This window comes from Pseudomonas sp. HMSC057H01, from assembly GCF_001836405.1.
Classification (GTDB): Bacteria; Pseudomonadota; Gammaproteobacteria; order Pseudomonadales; family Pseudomonadaceae; genus Pseudomonas; species Pseudomonas aeruginosa.
The window spans coordinates 83394-96399 of sequence record NZ_KV828500.1 but is presented as its reverse complement, the minus strand read 5'-3'; the positions used below and the strand labels follow the sequence as shown (position 1 = coordinate 96399).

Sequence of the window (13006 nt, the reverse complement as noted above, 5' to 3'; positions counted from 1 at the left end):
AACGGGTAGCGTTATGCGCCGCCTTGTCGTTTCAACTTAAAGTGAATTCTAGTATTTTATTTATCTTATTAATCAATAGGATAAATCGTTTATTAAAAGTATTTTATAAGAAGTGGGGGTCTTCCCAGCCGCTCCAGGCCGCCTGCTTGCCGTCGAAACCTGATTGGCAATTCTCCAGGATCGACGACCCCGCGTCGTCCGTGCGCGAGGCCGTCATGGCGGTTCAGTAGATCGGCAGGTCCGGTTCGGGCAAGGCGACGATGTCGTTCGCCGTCAGCCCCAGCAGGCTCATCAGCGCCGGGTCGCGCAACGGCGACTCGCCGCGTACCGGGCCGAAGATTTCCGCCATGTGCCTGCGCAGGCTGGCCACCCGTTGGCGATCGGCCATCCAGCGGGTGAAATCGTGCACGTCGACGTTCTTCAGCGACTCCAGTGGCGGCAGCCCAGGCGCTTCGCCGACGTCAGCGCGGGCGCGCCAGCCGCCGTAGCTGGACTGGAACTCGGCCGAGCCCAGGTAGGACAGCAGCAGCTTGGCCGTGGCCGGATGACGGGCGGCCTTGAAGATCGCCGCGCGCTGGTTCCAGACGATGAACGGCTCGTCGGTCGGGATGAAGTAGCCGGCCGGCGTATCGCTGTCGGTCGCATAGCCGGTCAGGTTGCCCAGCGAACCGATGGAGTCGGTGCCCACCGAGGCCGCCGGCGCCGCCGTGCCGCGCAGGAAGTTCGGCTTCTGCGCCGCCAGGGCGCGCAGGAAACCGCTGCCGTAGCGCCGTTCCAGCTTGTCGTAGACGTACAGCACCGCATCGTCGTCATGGGGGTAGGTCAGCACCAGCTTGCCCTTGAAGGCCGGCTTCAGGTAATCGGCGAAGCGCGTCGGATAGCGCTCCGCTGGCAGCCGGACGGAAGCGTAGGTCGGCACGAAGGCGTTGTTGTAGGCCGTGACATAGGCGCCGTCGGGATCGGCGTAGCCTTTCTTCTGCCGGGCGAAGCCGATCGGCTTGTAGCGCAGCAGCACGTCGCGGGCCTTCCATTTGTCGAAATCGAAGGTGGTTTGCAGCATCGCCACGTCCGGCGTCAGGGTGCCGGCGGCGAGTTCCTGGTCGATGCGCAGGTCGTGGAACTTGGAGAGGTCCACCGTGACGTCCAGGGTCACGCCGGGAAAGCGGCTCTCGAAGGCCGTCTTCAACCAGTCCATCTGGTTCGGCGCGTCGCCGCCGGCCCAGAGCACCACCTTGCCGCCTTCGCCCCGTGCGCGGGCGTAGAGCGAGGCGAGCCTGTCGGTCTCGCCGGGGATGACCAGGGTCGCCCCCGCGGTTTCCGGCCCTAGAGCTGGCTTTCGTGGCAATTTTCCCGCCGTTTCGCCGGCGAACGAAGAAGATGCGAAGACCAGAACCCATGCCGCCATCAGCGGCTTCACCCTGTCGATCATGTGCCGTTCCTCTGCTGAAAACGAGCGTCGCCGCTCCCGGTGAGGCCGGCGCGCAGGCGCGCCCCTCATGGATGGGACTGGTCCGCCGCGACGGGCTTCAGCGCCGCGAGGAGACTTCGCGGAAAATCGCGGCAGACTTCTCGTTTCGGCATTCTCGGATGCTTGCGCGGGAACTCCGGGTACGGCCGCGTGGAACCTGCCTAGAAGCCGGCCTTCACCGCCAGCGCCGCGGCGGCCGTCCGCGTGTTCACTTCCAGGGCGCGCAGCAGCGAGGAAACGTGCACGCGCACGGTGAACGGAGAGATCGACAGCGCGCGGCCGATTTCCTTGTTCGACAGGCCATCGGCGATCAGCCGCAGTACCGCTTGCTGCCGTGGGGTCAGGGCGTCCAGGAGGGCGCGTTGCCGACTGCTGGCGCTCGACCCGCCGCGCAGGCGCACCACCGGTTCGCCGCTGCCGAGCGTCTGCAACGCCGTGCCGATCTCCCCGGCCTCCAGGGATTTGCCGAGGTAGCCGTCGGCGCCGGCGGCCAGCACCTCGTCCACCAGACGCGGGTCGTCGAGCATCGAGACGATGACGATTGCACTGTGCCGATAGGCGCGGCGCAAGCGCTCGATGGACTGGGAGGCGGCGAAGCCGGGGAGCAGCAGGTCGAGGAGGAAGAGGGCGGGAGGTTCCGGCGAGACGCTCGAGGCCAGGCGCAGCACCTCGTCGAAGCTGCCCGCTTCGCTTACGGCGGCTTGCGGGAGGTAGCGGCGGACGACCCGTCTCAGGCCATCGCGGAACAGGGGATAGTCATCGGCGACGATGACCCGTGCGGGGAGGCTTCTTGTGCTAGGCATTGTCGTCCCGTCCTTGGGGGCGGCCAGGGTGCGGCAACCCCTGCATCGACCGGCCGCAGGCCGGCCGGCGAGGGCGCTGCGGGCACCGTTCGATCCGCCGAAAATCCTTTTTCGTCGATCCCTGTCGCGGGGCTCCGCCCCGCATGACAGCGGAATTCTAGCGCCGCTGGCGACACGCATGTCGGGCACTCGTCAGAAAAACAGCAAGCCAGCCCCACGGCGAGCGCGATGGGCTGGTCTATCCTGCTACAACGCCATCGCGCTCGGGAGGACGGCATGGGCTGCCCGCAGGTCTGCGCCGGCGCCACCCTGCAATGCAGCTTCGGGGCGGCGCCGACGGTGCTCAACGTGTTGCCGCAGAACCGCACCCTGACCAGCGGGATGCCGGCGGCGAACATCATGGACCACATCCCGCTGCTGAACATTCCCACCTTCGGCCTCTGCCAGAGTCCGGCCAACCCCGTGGTGGCCGCCGCCACCGCCGCCGCCCTCGGCGTACTGACGCCGATGCCGTGCATTCCCGCCACCGCCAGCCCGTGGATCCCCGGCGGTCCGCCGACCCTGCTGCTGGGCGGGATGCCCGCGCTGGACGCCAACGGCACGCTGATCTGCACCTGGGGCGGGGTGATCAAGATCAGCGTGCCGGGACAGGTGCAGATGCTGATTCCCTGAGCGCCGCCTGGCCGATGCGCGCCTAGGGCTCCGCCAGCCTGATCCACCACCAGCGCCAGCGCGCCATGGGCCTGCCCTCGCTGTCCAGCGGCCGGCCGTCATCGGCGAACGGCTGAGCGCCGTCCAGTAGCTGGCCGTTCAGGTAGCGTCCGTCGAAGGCCAGTTGGCCATTGCCATGGAAGCGCTGGTAGACCCCGTCGCGCACGCCGTCGCGGTAATGCTCGCGCTCGGCCATCTGGCCGTTGGCGAAATAGTTGAGCGCTTCGCCGTGGAGCAGCCCGTTGCGGTAGTGCGCCTTGCGCTGCAACCAGCCTTCCGCGGCATGGAAACTGGCCGGCCCGTGCAGCTTGCCGTCGACGAAGGCGAGTTGCGCGGAGACCTTGCCGTTGGGATGGAACAGGGTGCTGGCGCCGTGCAACTGGCCCTGCCGGTAGCCGAGGCTGGCCTGCGGCCTGTCGTGCTCGTCGATGCGCAACGGACCTTCCAGGCTGCCGTCGAGCAGGTTACCAGCGAGATGGCTGTCGCCACGAACCAGGTCGAGCTTGCCGGATGCCGCCATGCGCTTCTCCTCAGTTGACCTTTACCAGACCGCCCTTGATGGTCAGCATGCCGCCGCCGTCCACCGTCTGTTCGGCGCCGGCCTTGTTGGTCAGGCTGACGCCGGCATCGTTGGTCAGGCTGGTGCCGGCCTTGTTGGTGAGGGAGGTGCCGGCCTGGTTGGTCAGCGACGTCCCGGCCTTGCTGGTCAGCGAGGTGCCGGCCTGGGCGGCGAGGTCGGCGTCGCTCTTCAGGGTCAGGCTGCCGCCGCTCTGCAGGGCGAGGGTGCCGCTGACCTTGATGGTCAGGTTGCCGTCCACCGTCAGCTCGAAGTCGCCGCTGACCTTGTGGCTGTAGTTGCCGCCGGTGCTGTGGGTCTGGTCGGCGCCCACCGTCACCGTGCGCGTGTCCTTCACATCCAGACTGTCGCTGCCGGTCTGGATGGTCACGCTGCGCTTGCCTTTCTCCAGGGTGACGGTCTCGTCGCCTTCCTTCACCGTGCGGGTGCGGGCGTTCTGCACCGTCAGGGTCTCGTTGTGGCCGATGCTGGCGGTGCTGTCGTTGAGCACGTTGACGTTGAGGTCCTTCTGCGCCTGGAGGAAGACTTCCTCGGCGTCCTTCTTGTCCTCGAAGCGCAGCTCGTTGAAACCGCCGCCGCCCTTCGACGAGTTGGTCTTGATCCCGGACTGCGTCTGGTTGTCCGGCAGCGCGTAGGGCAGGGCGTTGTCGCCGTTGTAGACGCAGCCGGTGACCAGCGGGCGGTCCGGGTCGCCGTCGATGAAGGTGACGATCACTTCCTGGCCGATGCGCGGCACGAACTGCATGCCGAAGCCCTTGCCGCTCCAGGGCAGCACCACGCGCACCCAGCAGGAGGAGGTCTCGTCGTTCTTGCCGTCGCGGTCCCAGGGGAACTGGATCTTGATCCGGCCGTACTGGTCGGTCCAGATCTCCTCGCCGGCCTTGCCCACCACCAGGGCGGTCTGGGTGTGCATGCGTGGCTTGGGCGTGACCCGCGCGGGGCGGTAGGCGGTGGCCTTGGGGATCGCCTCGAAGCGGTTGCGGTAGTGCGCGTGACTGGCGTCATGGGTGACCGAGGTCAGCACCCAGTCGATATTCAGCGAATCGTCGTCATGCCCGCTGAGGGTGAACCAGTGGCCGGGCACCAGCCAGCGGCAGTCGCTCTCGCCGATCAGGCGCGTCTCCTGGCTGCGCAGGCCGTCGATGCGTTGCTTGGTCAGGCTGTCGCCCTGGGCCTTGGCGGTGTAGCCGCCGGGGTGCTGGTAGACGCCGGCGGCGCCGGAGACCGCCTCGGCCTGGGAGTACAGCGAGGTGCTCGGGGTGGTGAACTCGTAGTCGGTGGCGCTGTAGGTCCCGGATACCGCCTGGAGGCTGTACTGCGCCGAACGCACGCCCTGCAACTCGCGCACGCCGATTCCTTGGCCCAGGTAGGCCACTTGCGGGCCGTTGGGAATCGGCGGGAAGGCGTCGTTGCTGTCGGCCAGCACCAGGGTGTGCTTGCCGGCGGCATGGGTGAAGAACCAGAAAATGCCGTCTTCCTCCAGCAGCCGCGAGACGAAGGCAAGGTCGCTCTCGCCGTACTGCACGCAGTATTCGCGGGGCTGGTAGCTGCCGCTGAGCTGCAACTGGTAGTCGCTGAAGCCGTGCTGGTCGAAGACCTGGGTGACGATGTCGCTGGTGGCCAGGTTCTGGAACACCCGGTTGTTGCTGGCCAGCGTCAGCCACCAGAGCCAGGGGCGCAACAGCACCTGGTAGCGCTCGGCGCTGGCATCGCCGGGGAGTTGGCGGATCTCCGCGACCAGGCCGTCGAGCGGACGCTGGTCGGCGTCGTTGTGCAGGGTGGCGGTGAGATGGGTGGCGATTGCGCCGTCCAGGGCTAAGGGGCTGGCGCTGTAGCCCAGCAGTTCCCAACCGGGCAGTGCGTTCAGGCGTTCTTCCCCGGCCAGACGCTCCGGGAACAGGGCTGCCAGCGCCGAGGCGGTCAGGGAGAGGCTGGTATTGCTATCGGTGGGACGGGGCATCTGGGTCCCTCGTTTCTGTCGGGACAGCGGCGACGACTACATGTAACTGATGCGTTTGCCGATGGCCTTCCTGTTCTCTGGGTCGCTTCCGGGCACCTGCTGGCAGGCATAGCTCCACCATTCTTTGCGTAGGGCATTTTCCGATAATGGTGCTTCGTCCCAGGGGCCGAGGCCGACGCAGCGGTATTCGAACAGTACCGTGGAGTAGTGGTTGTCGTCGTAGCCGGGTTGTGCGCCTCGGCAACTGTAGTAGGCATGCAGCAGCTCATGAGCCAGGCCGATTGCCGGAGGACGTATCCGGTTCAGCGGGTTGGTCGCTGTGGGGTTCCATCTCACATGGGCGGAACAGCCAGCCGAAGGCGGCGAAACGTCCTTAAGGGCAACTATGGTCGCAAGCCGCGCATGGTTCTGCTGGGCATCGCTGAGGCGGTGGGGTAGCGGCTGTCCGGCAAGCCAGGCCGCCACTTCGTGGTTGGTGATGGCGATGTTGTGGGCGGAGATACCGAAATGTCCGCTGTAGCTCTGCTCATTGAAATAGCCTTCATTGCTGTCGCTCCAGCGGAAGTAGCGGTGGTCGAACAGCAGCATCCAGCGGTTGGCATACTGGCGGGCGCGCTCTAGATAGCCGTAAAGGCCACCACCGTTGCCCGGCACGCCGTCCAGGGCCCAATGCGGCGAACTGTTGATGACATAGGTCAGCCACTGGGTCTGCGCCTGCGGGGCGATGCCTGTCTGATTGAGCGCGATCTGGGTCTGGGGGCCGGGACCGGTTCCTACGATGATTTCTCTGGCGACCTGATTGAGCGCCATGGGCTGATTGGTGGACTGGACATTGTTGCCCAGCGACGAGGGGGTGATGTCGACGAAATTGTTCGTCGTGTAGAGGTTCCAGAGCAGCGATGCGCCCGTCGGCGTAGCGTTTATGTAGTTCAGCGCGCGATACACCTGTCCCTTGAAGGCGGAGGGATACGGGCTTTCCTCGTAGAAGCCGGTGGCTTCGTTGAGCACCTCCCAATCGCTGTCCTGGGTCAGCACGGCGATTCCGGGCGGGGTCGCATGATACAGGCCGTTCGTGGGGCGCCAGTATTCGATGGTTCGGGGCATGACGGCAGTCCTCGAAGGTGGGGCAGTTCGGCGGGCGTTCAGCGTCGGTAGAACACCAGCCCGGTGGGTGCGAAGAGGAAGATGGTGTTGTCGGGGGCGCCGTCGTAGCCGTCATCGCTGGAGACGACGATAGTATGTGGTCCGTTCTGGGCGAGCTGGCGGTAGCCGGCGCGGCAGCGCGTACAGGGTGCGACGCTCTGGCGCACGATGATGTTGCCAACGATGGCGTTGATGCGACCGACCAGGGCATCGTTGAACAGTGTGTTCTCGTAGCACACGGCGGAGCCGGCTTTCTGACCGACGAACTGGCTGGTGATGGTCAGAGACGCGCCACCGGGCACGTATTGGGCGATGTGGAAGGAAATACCGTCGGACACACCACCGCGCCTGGTCCTCGGGGCCTCGGTCAGACGTAGGGCGTCGGCAGCGTTCATCATGGCGGTCAGCGTCGCGCCGTTGGGCATTCCGGTCCTTCCACGTCGGTCGTGGTCGACGCCGGGACCGACCAGGGTCGGGATGTCTATGGCTTTTCCGGCTACCGTGTTTATTCCGCAAAGATCGTTCCAGTTCATGAATTCGTCCGCTGTTCTCTAGCCGATACGTTCTCCATCGGAAACGGGCGGATGCCGCGATGCCTCGGGACGCTCATTCGAGTACCCACTCCGCCAACTTCCCCGTCACCTGCGCCATCAGCACGTTCTCGATATCCCGCGCGCCCGCCGCGCTGCACTTGGCGAGCACGGCCTTGACGATGGCCGGGTCGAAGTCGAACTGTTTGCCGGTAGCGGCCTTGTAGCGTTCCCGCAGTTTTTCCAGCTTGGCCACGACGATGCCTTCCAGGGTGGCTTCCTCCAGCGGCCGGTAAGGCACCACGGTCATGCGCGCGAGGAACGCCGGGCGGAAGGTTTGCAGCAAGACTTTGCGCAGGCGCTCGTCGAAGGCCGGGGTGGCGACCTGTTCGGCCGGGCTGTCCAGCAGCAGTTCGGCGCCGACGTTGCTGGTGGCGAGGATCACGGTGTTCCTGAAGTCCACCACCAGGCCGGTGCCGTCTTCCATCACACCCTTGTCGAACACGTTGTAGAAGGCTTCCAGCACGTCCGGATGGGCTTTCTCGATCTCGTCCAGCAGCACCACCGAATAGGGCTTGCGGCGCACCGCTTCGGTGAGCACGCCGCCACTGCCGTAGCCGACGTAGCCGGGCGGGGCGCCCTTGAGCTGGCTGACGGTGTGGGCCTCCTGGTACTCGGAGAGGTTGATGCTGATCAGGTTGCGTTCGCCGCCGTAGAGGGCGTCGGCCAGGGCGTAGGCGGTCTCGGTCTTGCCCACGCCGGTGGGGCCGGGCAGGAGGAATACGCCGACCGGCTTGGCCGGGTCGCTGAGTCCGGCGCGATAGGCCTGGATGCGCTGGGCGATGGCGCCCAGGGCGGCCTCCTGGCCCATCACCCGCTGGCCCATTCGTTGCGCCAGGGAACGGATGGCGTGGGCTTCGTCGGCGAGCATCTTGCCCACCGGGATGCCGGTCCAGCCGGCGATCACCGCGGCCACGGTACGCGAGTCCACCTGCTCGGGAACCAGCGGGTCGTCCTGGCGGATGGCTTCGAGGCCGGCCGCCAGGCGCGCCAGTTCGGCGGCCAGGTGGTCGATGCGACCGTCCAGTTCCTCGTCGGGCTTGGCCGCGTCGGCGCTTTCGCTGAGGGCCAGCAATTCGCGGCGGGTGTCGAGCAGTTCGCGCACCGCTTCGCGTTCCTCGTCCCAGCGGGTCTCCAGCTCGCGGATGGTCCGGCGGTTATCGCCCGACTCGCTTTCCAGGGCGGTGATACGCGCGCTGTGGTCGAGGCCGGTGGCCTGTTCCCGGCGCAGCCGCTGCAATTCCTCTTCCAGCGCCTGCTCGCGGTGGCGCAGGCTTTCCAGCGGCGGCGGCACGTCGTGCTGGCCGAGGGCGACCCGCGCGCAGGCGGTGTCGAGCACGCTGATCGCCTTGTCCGGCAACTGGCGGCCGGAGATGTAGCGGTGCGACAGCTTCACCGCATCGACGATGGCCGCGTCCATGATCTGCACGCCGTGATGCTGTTCCAGCTTGCCGGCGACGCCGCGCAGCATCTCCACGGCGGTGGCCTCGTCCGGCTCCTCGACCTGGACCAGTTGGAAGCGCCGGGTCAGCGCCGGGTCCTTCTCGAAGTATTTCTTGTATTCCAGCCAGGTGGTGGCCGCCAGGGTGCGCAACTCGCCGCGCGCCAGGGCCGGCTTGAGCAGGTTGGCGGCGTCGCTGCCGCCTTCTGCGCCGCCGGCGCCGATCAGCGTGTGCGCCTCGTCGATGAACAGGATGATCGGCTGCGCGCTGTTGCGCACGGCGTCGATCACGCCCTTGAGGCGCTGCTCGAACTCGCCCTTCATGCTGGCGCCGGCCTGCAACAGGCCGAGGTCGAGCACCCGCAGGATCACCTCCTGCAACGACGGCGGCACTTCGCCGGCGGCGATGCGCAGGGCCAGGCCCTCGACCACCGCGGTCTTGCCGACGCCCGGCGCGCCGACCAGGATCGGGTTGTTCTGCCGCCGGCGCAGGAGGATGTCGACGCACTGGCGGATCTCCCCGTCGCGCCCGACTATGGGGTCGATGCGCCCGGCGCGGGCTTCGGCGGTGAGGTCCTGGGTGTACTGGTCGAGCAGCGGGTCCGGGGCGCTTTCCGGCTTGTCGCCGCCTGCCGCCGGGCGGTTCGGCGCGGGCGGCTGTTCGCGGGAGGTCTGGATCCACTCCAGCAGGTTGGCCTGCAAGGCCTCGTGGGGAATCCGCAGTAGCGACGACGCGCTGTTCAGCAGCAGGGCGCGGCGCTCCTCGCGGTCGAGCAGGGCGAGCAGCAGCAGGCCGGAACGGATCTGCGCCTGGCCGAGCACGCTGGCGTGGACCACGGCGTCCTCGAGCAGGCCGATGGTGTGCGCGGACAGCGCCGGAGTGCGGGTATTGCCGGCCTTGAACAGCTCCAGCGACAGGTTGATCTCGGCGACCAGGGCGTCGCGCTCCAGGCCGAAGCGCGGCAGCAGGCAGGCGAAGTCGCCGCCGTCGATGTCCAGCAGCTCCAGCAGCAGGTGCTCGATCTCTACGTAATGATGGGTGCGTTGCAGGCAGCGTTGCGCGGCGCGCTCCAAGGCGCGGCGACAGTCCGGGTTGAGGCGGCCGATCAGGGCGGCGAGTTCCATTTCAGGCTACCTCCGGCTGCCGCAGGTCGAGATCGATGCGCTGCCGCTGGCCGTCTTCGACGCGCCGCAGGCCGGTGTTCCAGCTCAGCCTGGGCGGTGCACCGCGCTCCAGGCGCAGCGGCGCGCCGCCGCTCACCAGCAGGCTCAGGCGACAATCCAGGTCGGGGCCGAAGTACAGCGCGGCGAGGCTGGCCAACTGGCCATGGGCGTCGCCGTCGGGGAAGAAGCGGGCGGCTTCGCGGGCATCCAGCGGACCGAGACTGAGGGCGATGCCGGCGTGCTCGTCCCAGGTGCGCGTGCCGGCTATGGCGTCGCGACCCAGGCGCAGGTTGCGTCCGCCGCGTTGCAGCCGGCTGCGGCTGGCCGCGGGGATTTCCTTCCAGGCGCCCTGGTAGGCGTCCAGCCGTGCCTCCACGCCGAAATGCTGGCGCACCAGGCCGGCGAAGCCGGCCAGGGAGCGACGCCCGCCGGCGAACAGCGCGGTGCGTGCCAGTACCGCGCTGTCCGGCAGCGCCAGGCGCTCTTGCAGGGCTTTCGGCAACAGGCCGCTGAGGGCGCGTAGCTGCGCCTGCACCGGGGTCGCCGCCGGCACCGCGAAACCGAGCGCCACGCGATGCTTGCGCAGCACCCGGTAGAGCAGGCTGAGCAGGCGGTGCTGGAACAGGTCGAGGAACTCGGCGGGGGCATGGTCCTTCTGCCGGGAACGCTGTTGCAGCCATTCCTGGTAGGCATAGGGCAACGGGCCGTCGGGGCCGCCGAGGCCGAACACCGGGGTGGACAGCACCGGTTGCTGCGGGTCGTCGAGCAGGCTTTCCACCTCGCTCGAGGCGAACAGCGGCAGCAGCGGCCCGCGCAGGCGCAGGGCCTCCGCCCGCGGCGCGTTGCCGGTGCCCAGCGGCAACGCCTGGGGACGCTCGCGTTCGAGCAGCAGCAGCGCCTGCAACAGTTCGAAGCGCTGCGGCGTGCGGCGCAGCCGTTGGCTCAGAGGGAGAGCGGCGAGCCGGCCTGGGGTTGCCATGTCTTCACCTCCTTGTCGGCTTCCACCAGGACCGTGCGCACGAAGCGGTTGGCGGTGGCATACAGCGAGAAGAACTGCGCCAGCACGGCGGAGAACAGCACGCCGCTGGCGCCGACGAAGTGTTGCGGATCGAGTCGCAGGCGGATTTCCAGGCCATTGCGCCAGCCGCGCCAGGCATCCTCGCCGACGTGCGCCACCACCCGCTGGCAGTCGAGTTGCCGCAGCCCTTCTATCTGCCGGCGGGCGCTGGCGTCGTCGCGCAGGTTGTGCAGGGCGAGGATTTCCCGCAGGGCTTCGAGGGCGCGCGGACCTTCCACCAGCGAGAGGTGGTTGAGGGTCAGCTGCGAGACCAGTCTCCAGCGCGACTGGCCGTCCAGGCGCGGCTGGCTCTGCGCGCTGGGCGCGTTGCGCAGGCGTGCGGCGGCGACCGGCCCGGGCCGTTCGAAGCCCAGCGCGGTGCCGGCACCCAGGCGCTCGGCCAGATAGCGATTGGTGCATAGCAGCTCGGCGGTCAGGCTGAAGGCCGGGGCCTCGCGCAACGGGTCGAAGCCGGTATCCACCAGGCTCAGCAGCAGGTCGCTGCCCAGCCGGTTCGGGGTCAGCCCGGCGATGCGCCGGGCGTGCCAGTAGAGCGTGCCGAGGTGGCTGTCGTGGCGGCAGCCATAGTAGGCCGGGACTGGCTGCACGGTGCTCCCGGCAACCGAGCGCACGGCGCGGATGCTATGGATTTCCACGCTGTTCTCGCGGTGACTGTCGGCGACCAGGCGGTACTCGCTGCGGGTGCCGTCCGGGCGCAGCGGCTCCGAGGTCCGCGGAAAGAGGTTGATCGCCGGCGCGCAGCCGAGCTGGAAGTCTTCCGCCTGCAAATGCAGGCGTGCCGTCGGTGCGCGATCGAAGACCAGGTACAGGTAGAGCGTCTGTCCGTCGGCGAGCGCGCCGGACAGCGGCAGGTCGAAGAAGTGGAACTTGTCGGGGAAGGCGAAGTACTCGGCGAGCAGGCGCAGGCCCGGATGTCCGCCGTCTTCCTCCGGCAGCAGCGCCTCGTCGGCGGCGAAGCCGACGATCTCCGGCAGTCCGCGGAGCGCCGCCGGCGGCGTGCCGGGCGCCCCCGCCATGACCTGCACGGCATGCGCGGCGAGCAGGTCGTAGAGGATCGCGCAGCCCATCGGCGAAGCCGCCAGGTGGATGCGCAGGCGCTCGATCGACAGTTCGTCCCAGCGGTACTCGCCCAGGCAGCGCAGGCTCAGGCGCAACGCCGAGCGGGCGGCGCCGACTCCGGTCAGGGCTTGTGCCTCCTCGCCGCCGAGCAGGGTCGCCTCGTCGATCGCCAGCGGCCACAGGGTCGCCTCGGCGCTGCTGCGGAAATGCACGCTGTCGCCGCCACGGGTGGTGACGAACAGCGCGGTGTCGCGCGGCAGCCGGTAGCCCTCGGCGAGGTTGCCCTGGGTCGGGTCCGGTTCGAACTGGACGATCGCGCAGGACGGCAGCGGGCGCAGCGCCAGGGGGTAGAGCTGTTCGAGGAGGGCGTCGCTGAACTCTGCGTAGTCGTCGTCGAGGCGCCGTTGCAGGCGCGCGGTGAGCAGCGAGAAACCTTCCAGCAGACGCTCGACGTGCGGGTCGGGGCATTCGCCGGGGGCCAGTTGCAGGCGCCGGGCGACCTTCGGATAGCGCTCGGCGAAGGCGCCGCCGGCGTGCCGTAGCCAGGTCAGCTCGCGCTGGTAGTAGTCGAGCAGGTCGGCATCAATCGAATCGCTCATGGCGCACCTCGAGGCCATCGTTGCCCTGTTCGATGACGAATAGCGCAGGCATCAGGCGCGACCCGCTGCGCAGGCGGCCACCGAGCTGGATACGCAGGCGCTGCGGATTGCCCGGGTCAGGTTCGACCTCGACCTCGGCCAGTTGCAGGCGCGGCTCGAAATGCTCGACCGCCGCCCGCACCTCGCGTGCCAGCTGGCGCCGGTCCTCGGCGCGCAGGCGTTGCACGGCGGTCCAGTCGGCGAGCCCGTAGGCGAGGATGCCGCTGCGCGCATGCGCCGGGCGCCGTGTGTTGAGCAGGCGCAGCAGCTCGCCGCGGACCGACTCGGCCAGCGCCCGGTCGTCGAACGCGGGACGTTCGTCGGCCTCGGCGCTGAGGCGCTCGAACAGCGGCGGCAGGGCTCCGGACATGTCG

11 protein-coding genes are annotated in these 13006 nt (G+C 68.1%); 1 reads left to right on the top strand and 10 read right to left on the bottom strand.

What is annotated here, in order from left to right; translation table 11 throughout:
- Positions 1 to 223: 223 nt before the first annotated feature.
- Positions 224 to 1429, bottom strand: coding sequence for an ABC transporter substrate-binding protein (locus HMPREF2581_RS20810; RefSeq protein ID WP_003089517.1), 1206 nt, complete (start codon positions 1427 to 1429; stop codon positions 224 to 226).
- 200 nt (positions 1430 to 1629) lie between these two features.
- A complete protein-coding gene (locus HMPREF2581_RS20805; RefSeq protein WP_003139305.1) occupies positions 1630 to 2271 on the bottom strand; it encodes a LuxR C-terminal-related transcriptional regulator in 642 nt (213 codons plus the stop codon).
- Positions 2272 to 2547: 276 nt separating this feature from the next.
- Here HMPREF2581_RS20805 and HMPREF2581_RS20800 point away from each other — a divergent pair, with 276 nt between their 5' ends.
- Positions 2548 to 2943 (top strand): DUF4280 domain-containing protein, encoded by a 396-nt coding sequence (locus tag HMPREF2581_RS20800; RefSeq protein ID WP_003089513.1) that lies wholly within the window; start codon positions 2548 to 2550, stop codon positions 2941 to 2943.
- A 22-nt stretch (positions 2944 to 2965) separates the two neighbouring features.
- Here HMPREF2581_RS20800 and HMPREF2581_RS20795 read toward each other — a convergent pair whose 3' ends face one another.
- From HMPREF2581_RS20795 to tssE, 8 genes are all read right to left on the bottom strand, one after another.
- The gene (locus HMPREF2581_RS20795) at positions 2966 to 3502 is read right to left on the bottom strand and encodes a toxin-antitoxin system YwqK family antitoxin (protein ID WP_003139307.1); all 537 of its coding nucleotides are present in this window, start codon (positions 3500 to 3502) and stop codon (positions 2966 to 2968) included.
- A gap of 10 nt (positions 3503 to 3512) precedes the next feature.
- A complete protein-coding gene (tssI, locus tag HMPREF2581_RS20790) occupies positions 3513 to 5519 on the bottom strand; it encodes a type VI secretion system Vgr family protein (RefSeq protein WP_023098963.1) in 2007 nt (668 codons plus the stop codon).
- Positions 5520 to 5555: 36 nt separating this feature from the next.
- Complete coding sequence (locus tag HMPREF2581_RS20785) at positions 5556 to 6623, bottom strand: type III secretion system effector protein (protein WP_003124577.1); 1068 nt, start codon at positions 6621 to 6623, stop codon at positions 5556 to 5558.
- Between the two features lie 38 nt (positions 6624 to 6661).
- Positions 6662 to 7195, bottom strand: a complete 534-nt coding sequence (locus HMPREF2581_RS20780; protein ID WP_003089506.1) for a hypothetical protein — start codon at positions 7193 to 7195, stop codon at positions 6662 to 6664.
- 73 nt (positions 7196 to 7268) lie between these two features.
- Entirely contained in the window at positions 7269 to 9818 is a 2550-nt protein-coding gene (gene tssH, locus HMPREF2581_RS20775) for a type VI secretion system ATPase TssH (RefSeq protein WP_003139311.1), read from the bottom strand.
- Position 9819: 1 nt separating this feature from the next.
- Entirely contained in the window at positions 9820 to 10836 is a 1017-nt protein-coding gene (tssG, locus tag HMPREF2581_RS20770; protein WP_003139313.1) for a type VI secretion system baseplate subunit TssG, read from the bottom strand.
- Positions 10800 to 12593 (bottom strand): type VI secretion system baseplate subunit TssF, encoded by a 1794-nt coding sequence (tssF, locus tag HMPREF2581_RS20765; protein WP_003089497.1) that lies wholly within the window; start codon positions 12591 to 12593, stop codon positions 10800 to 10802. The genes tssG and tssF overlap by 37 nt, the downstream gene beginning before the upstream one ends.
- A complete protein-coding gene (tssE, locus tag HMPREF2581_RS20760; RefSeq protein ID WP_003089496.1) occupies positions 12577 to 13002 on the bottom strand; it encodes a type VI secretion system baseplate subunit TssE in 426 nt (141 codons plus the stop codon). Before tssE ends, tssF begins: the two co-directional genes overlap by 17 nt.
- Positions 13003 to 13006: the final 4 nt, after the last annotated feature.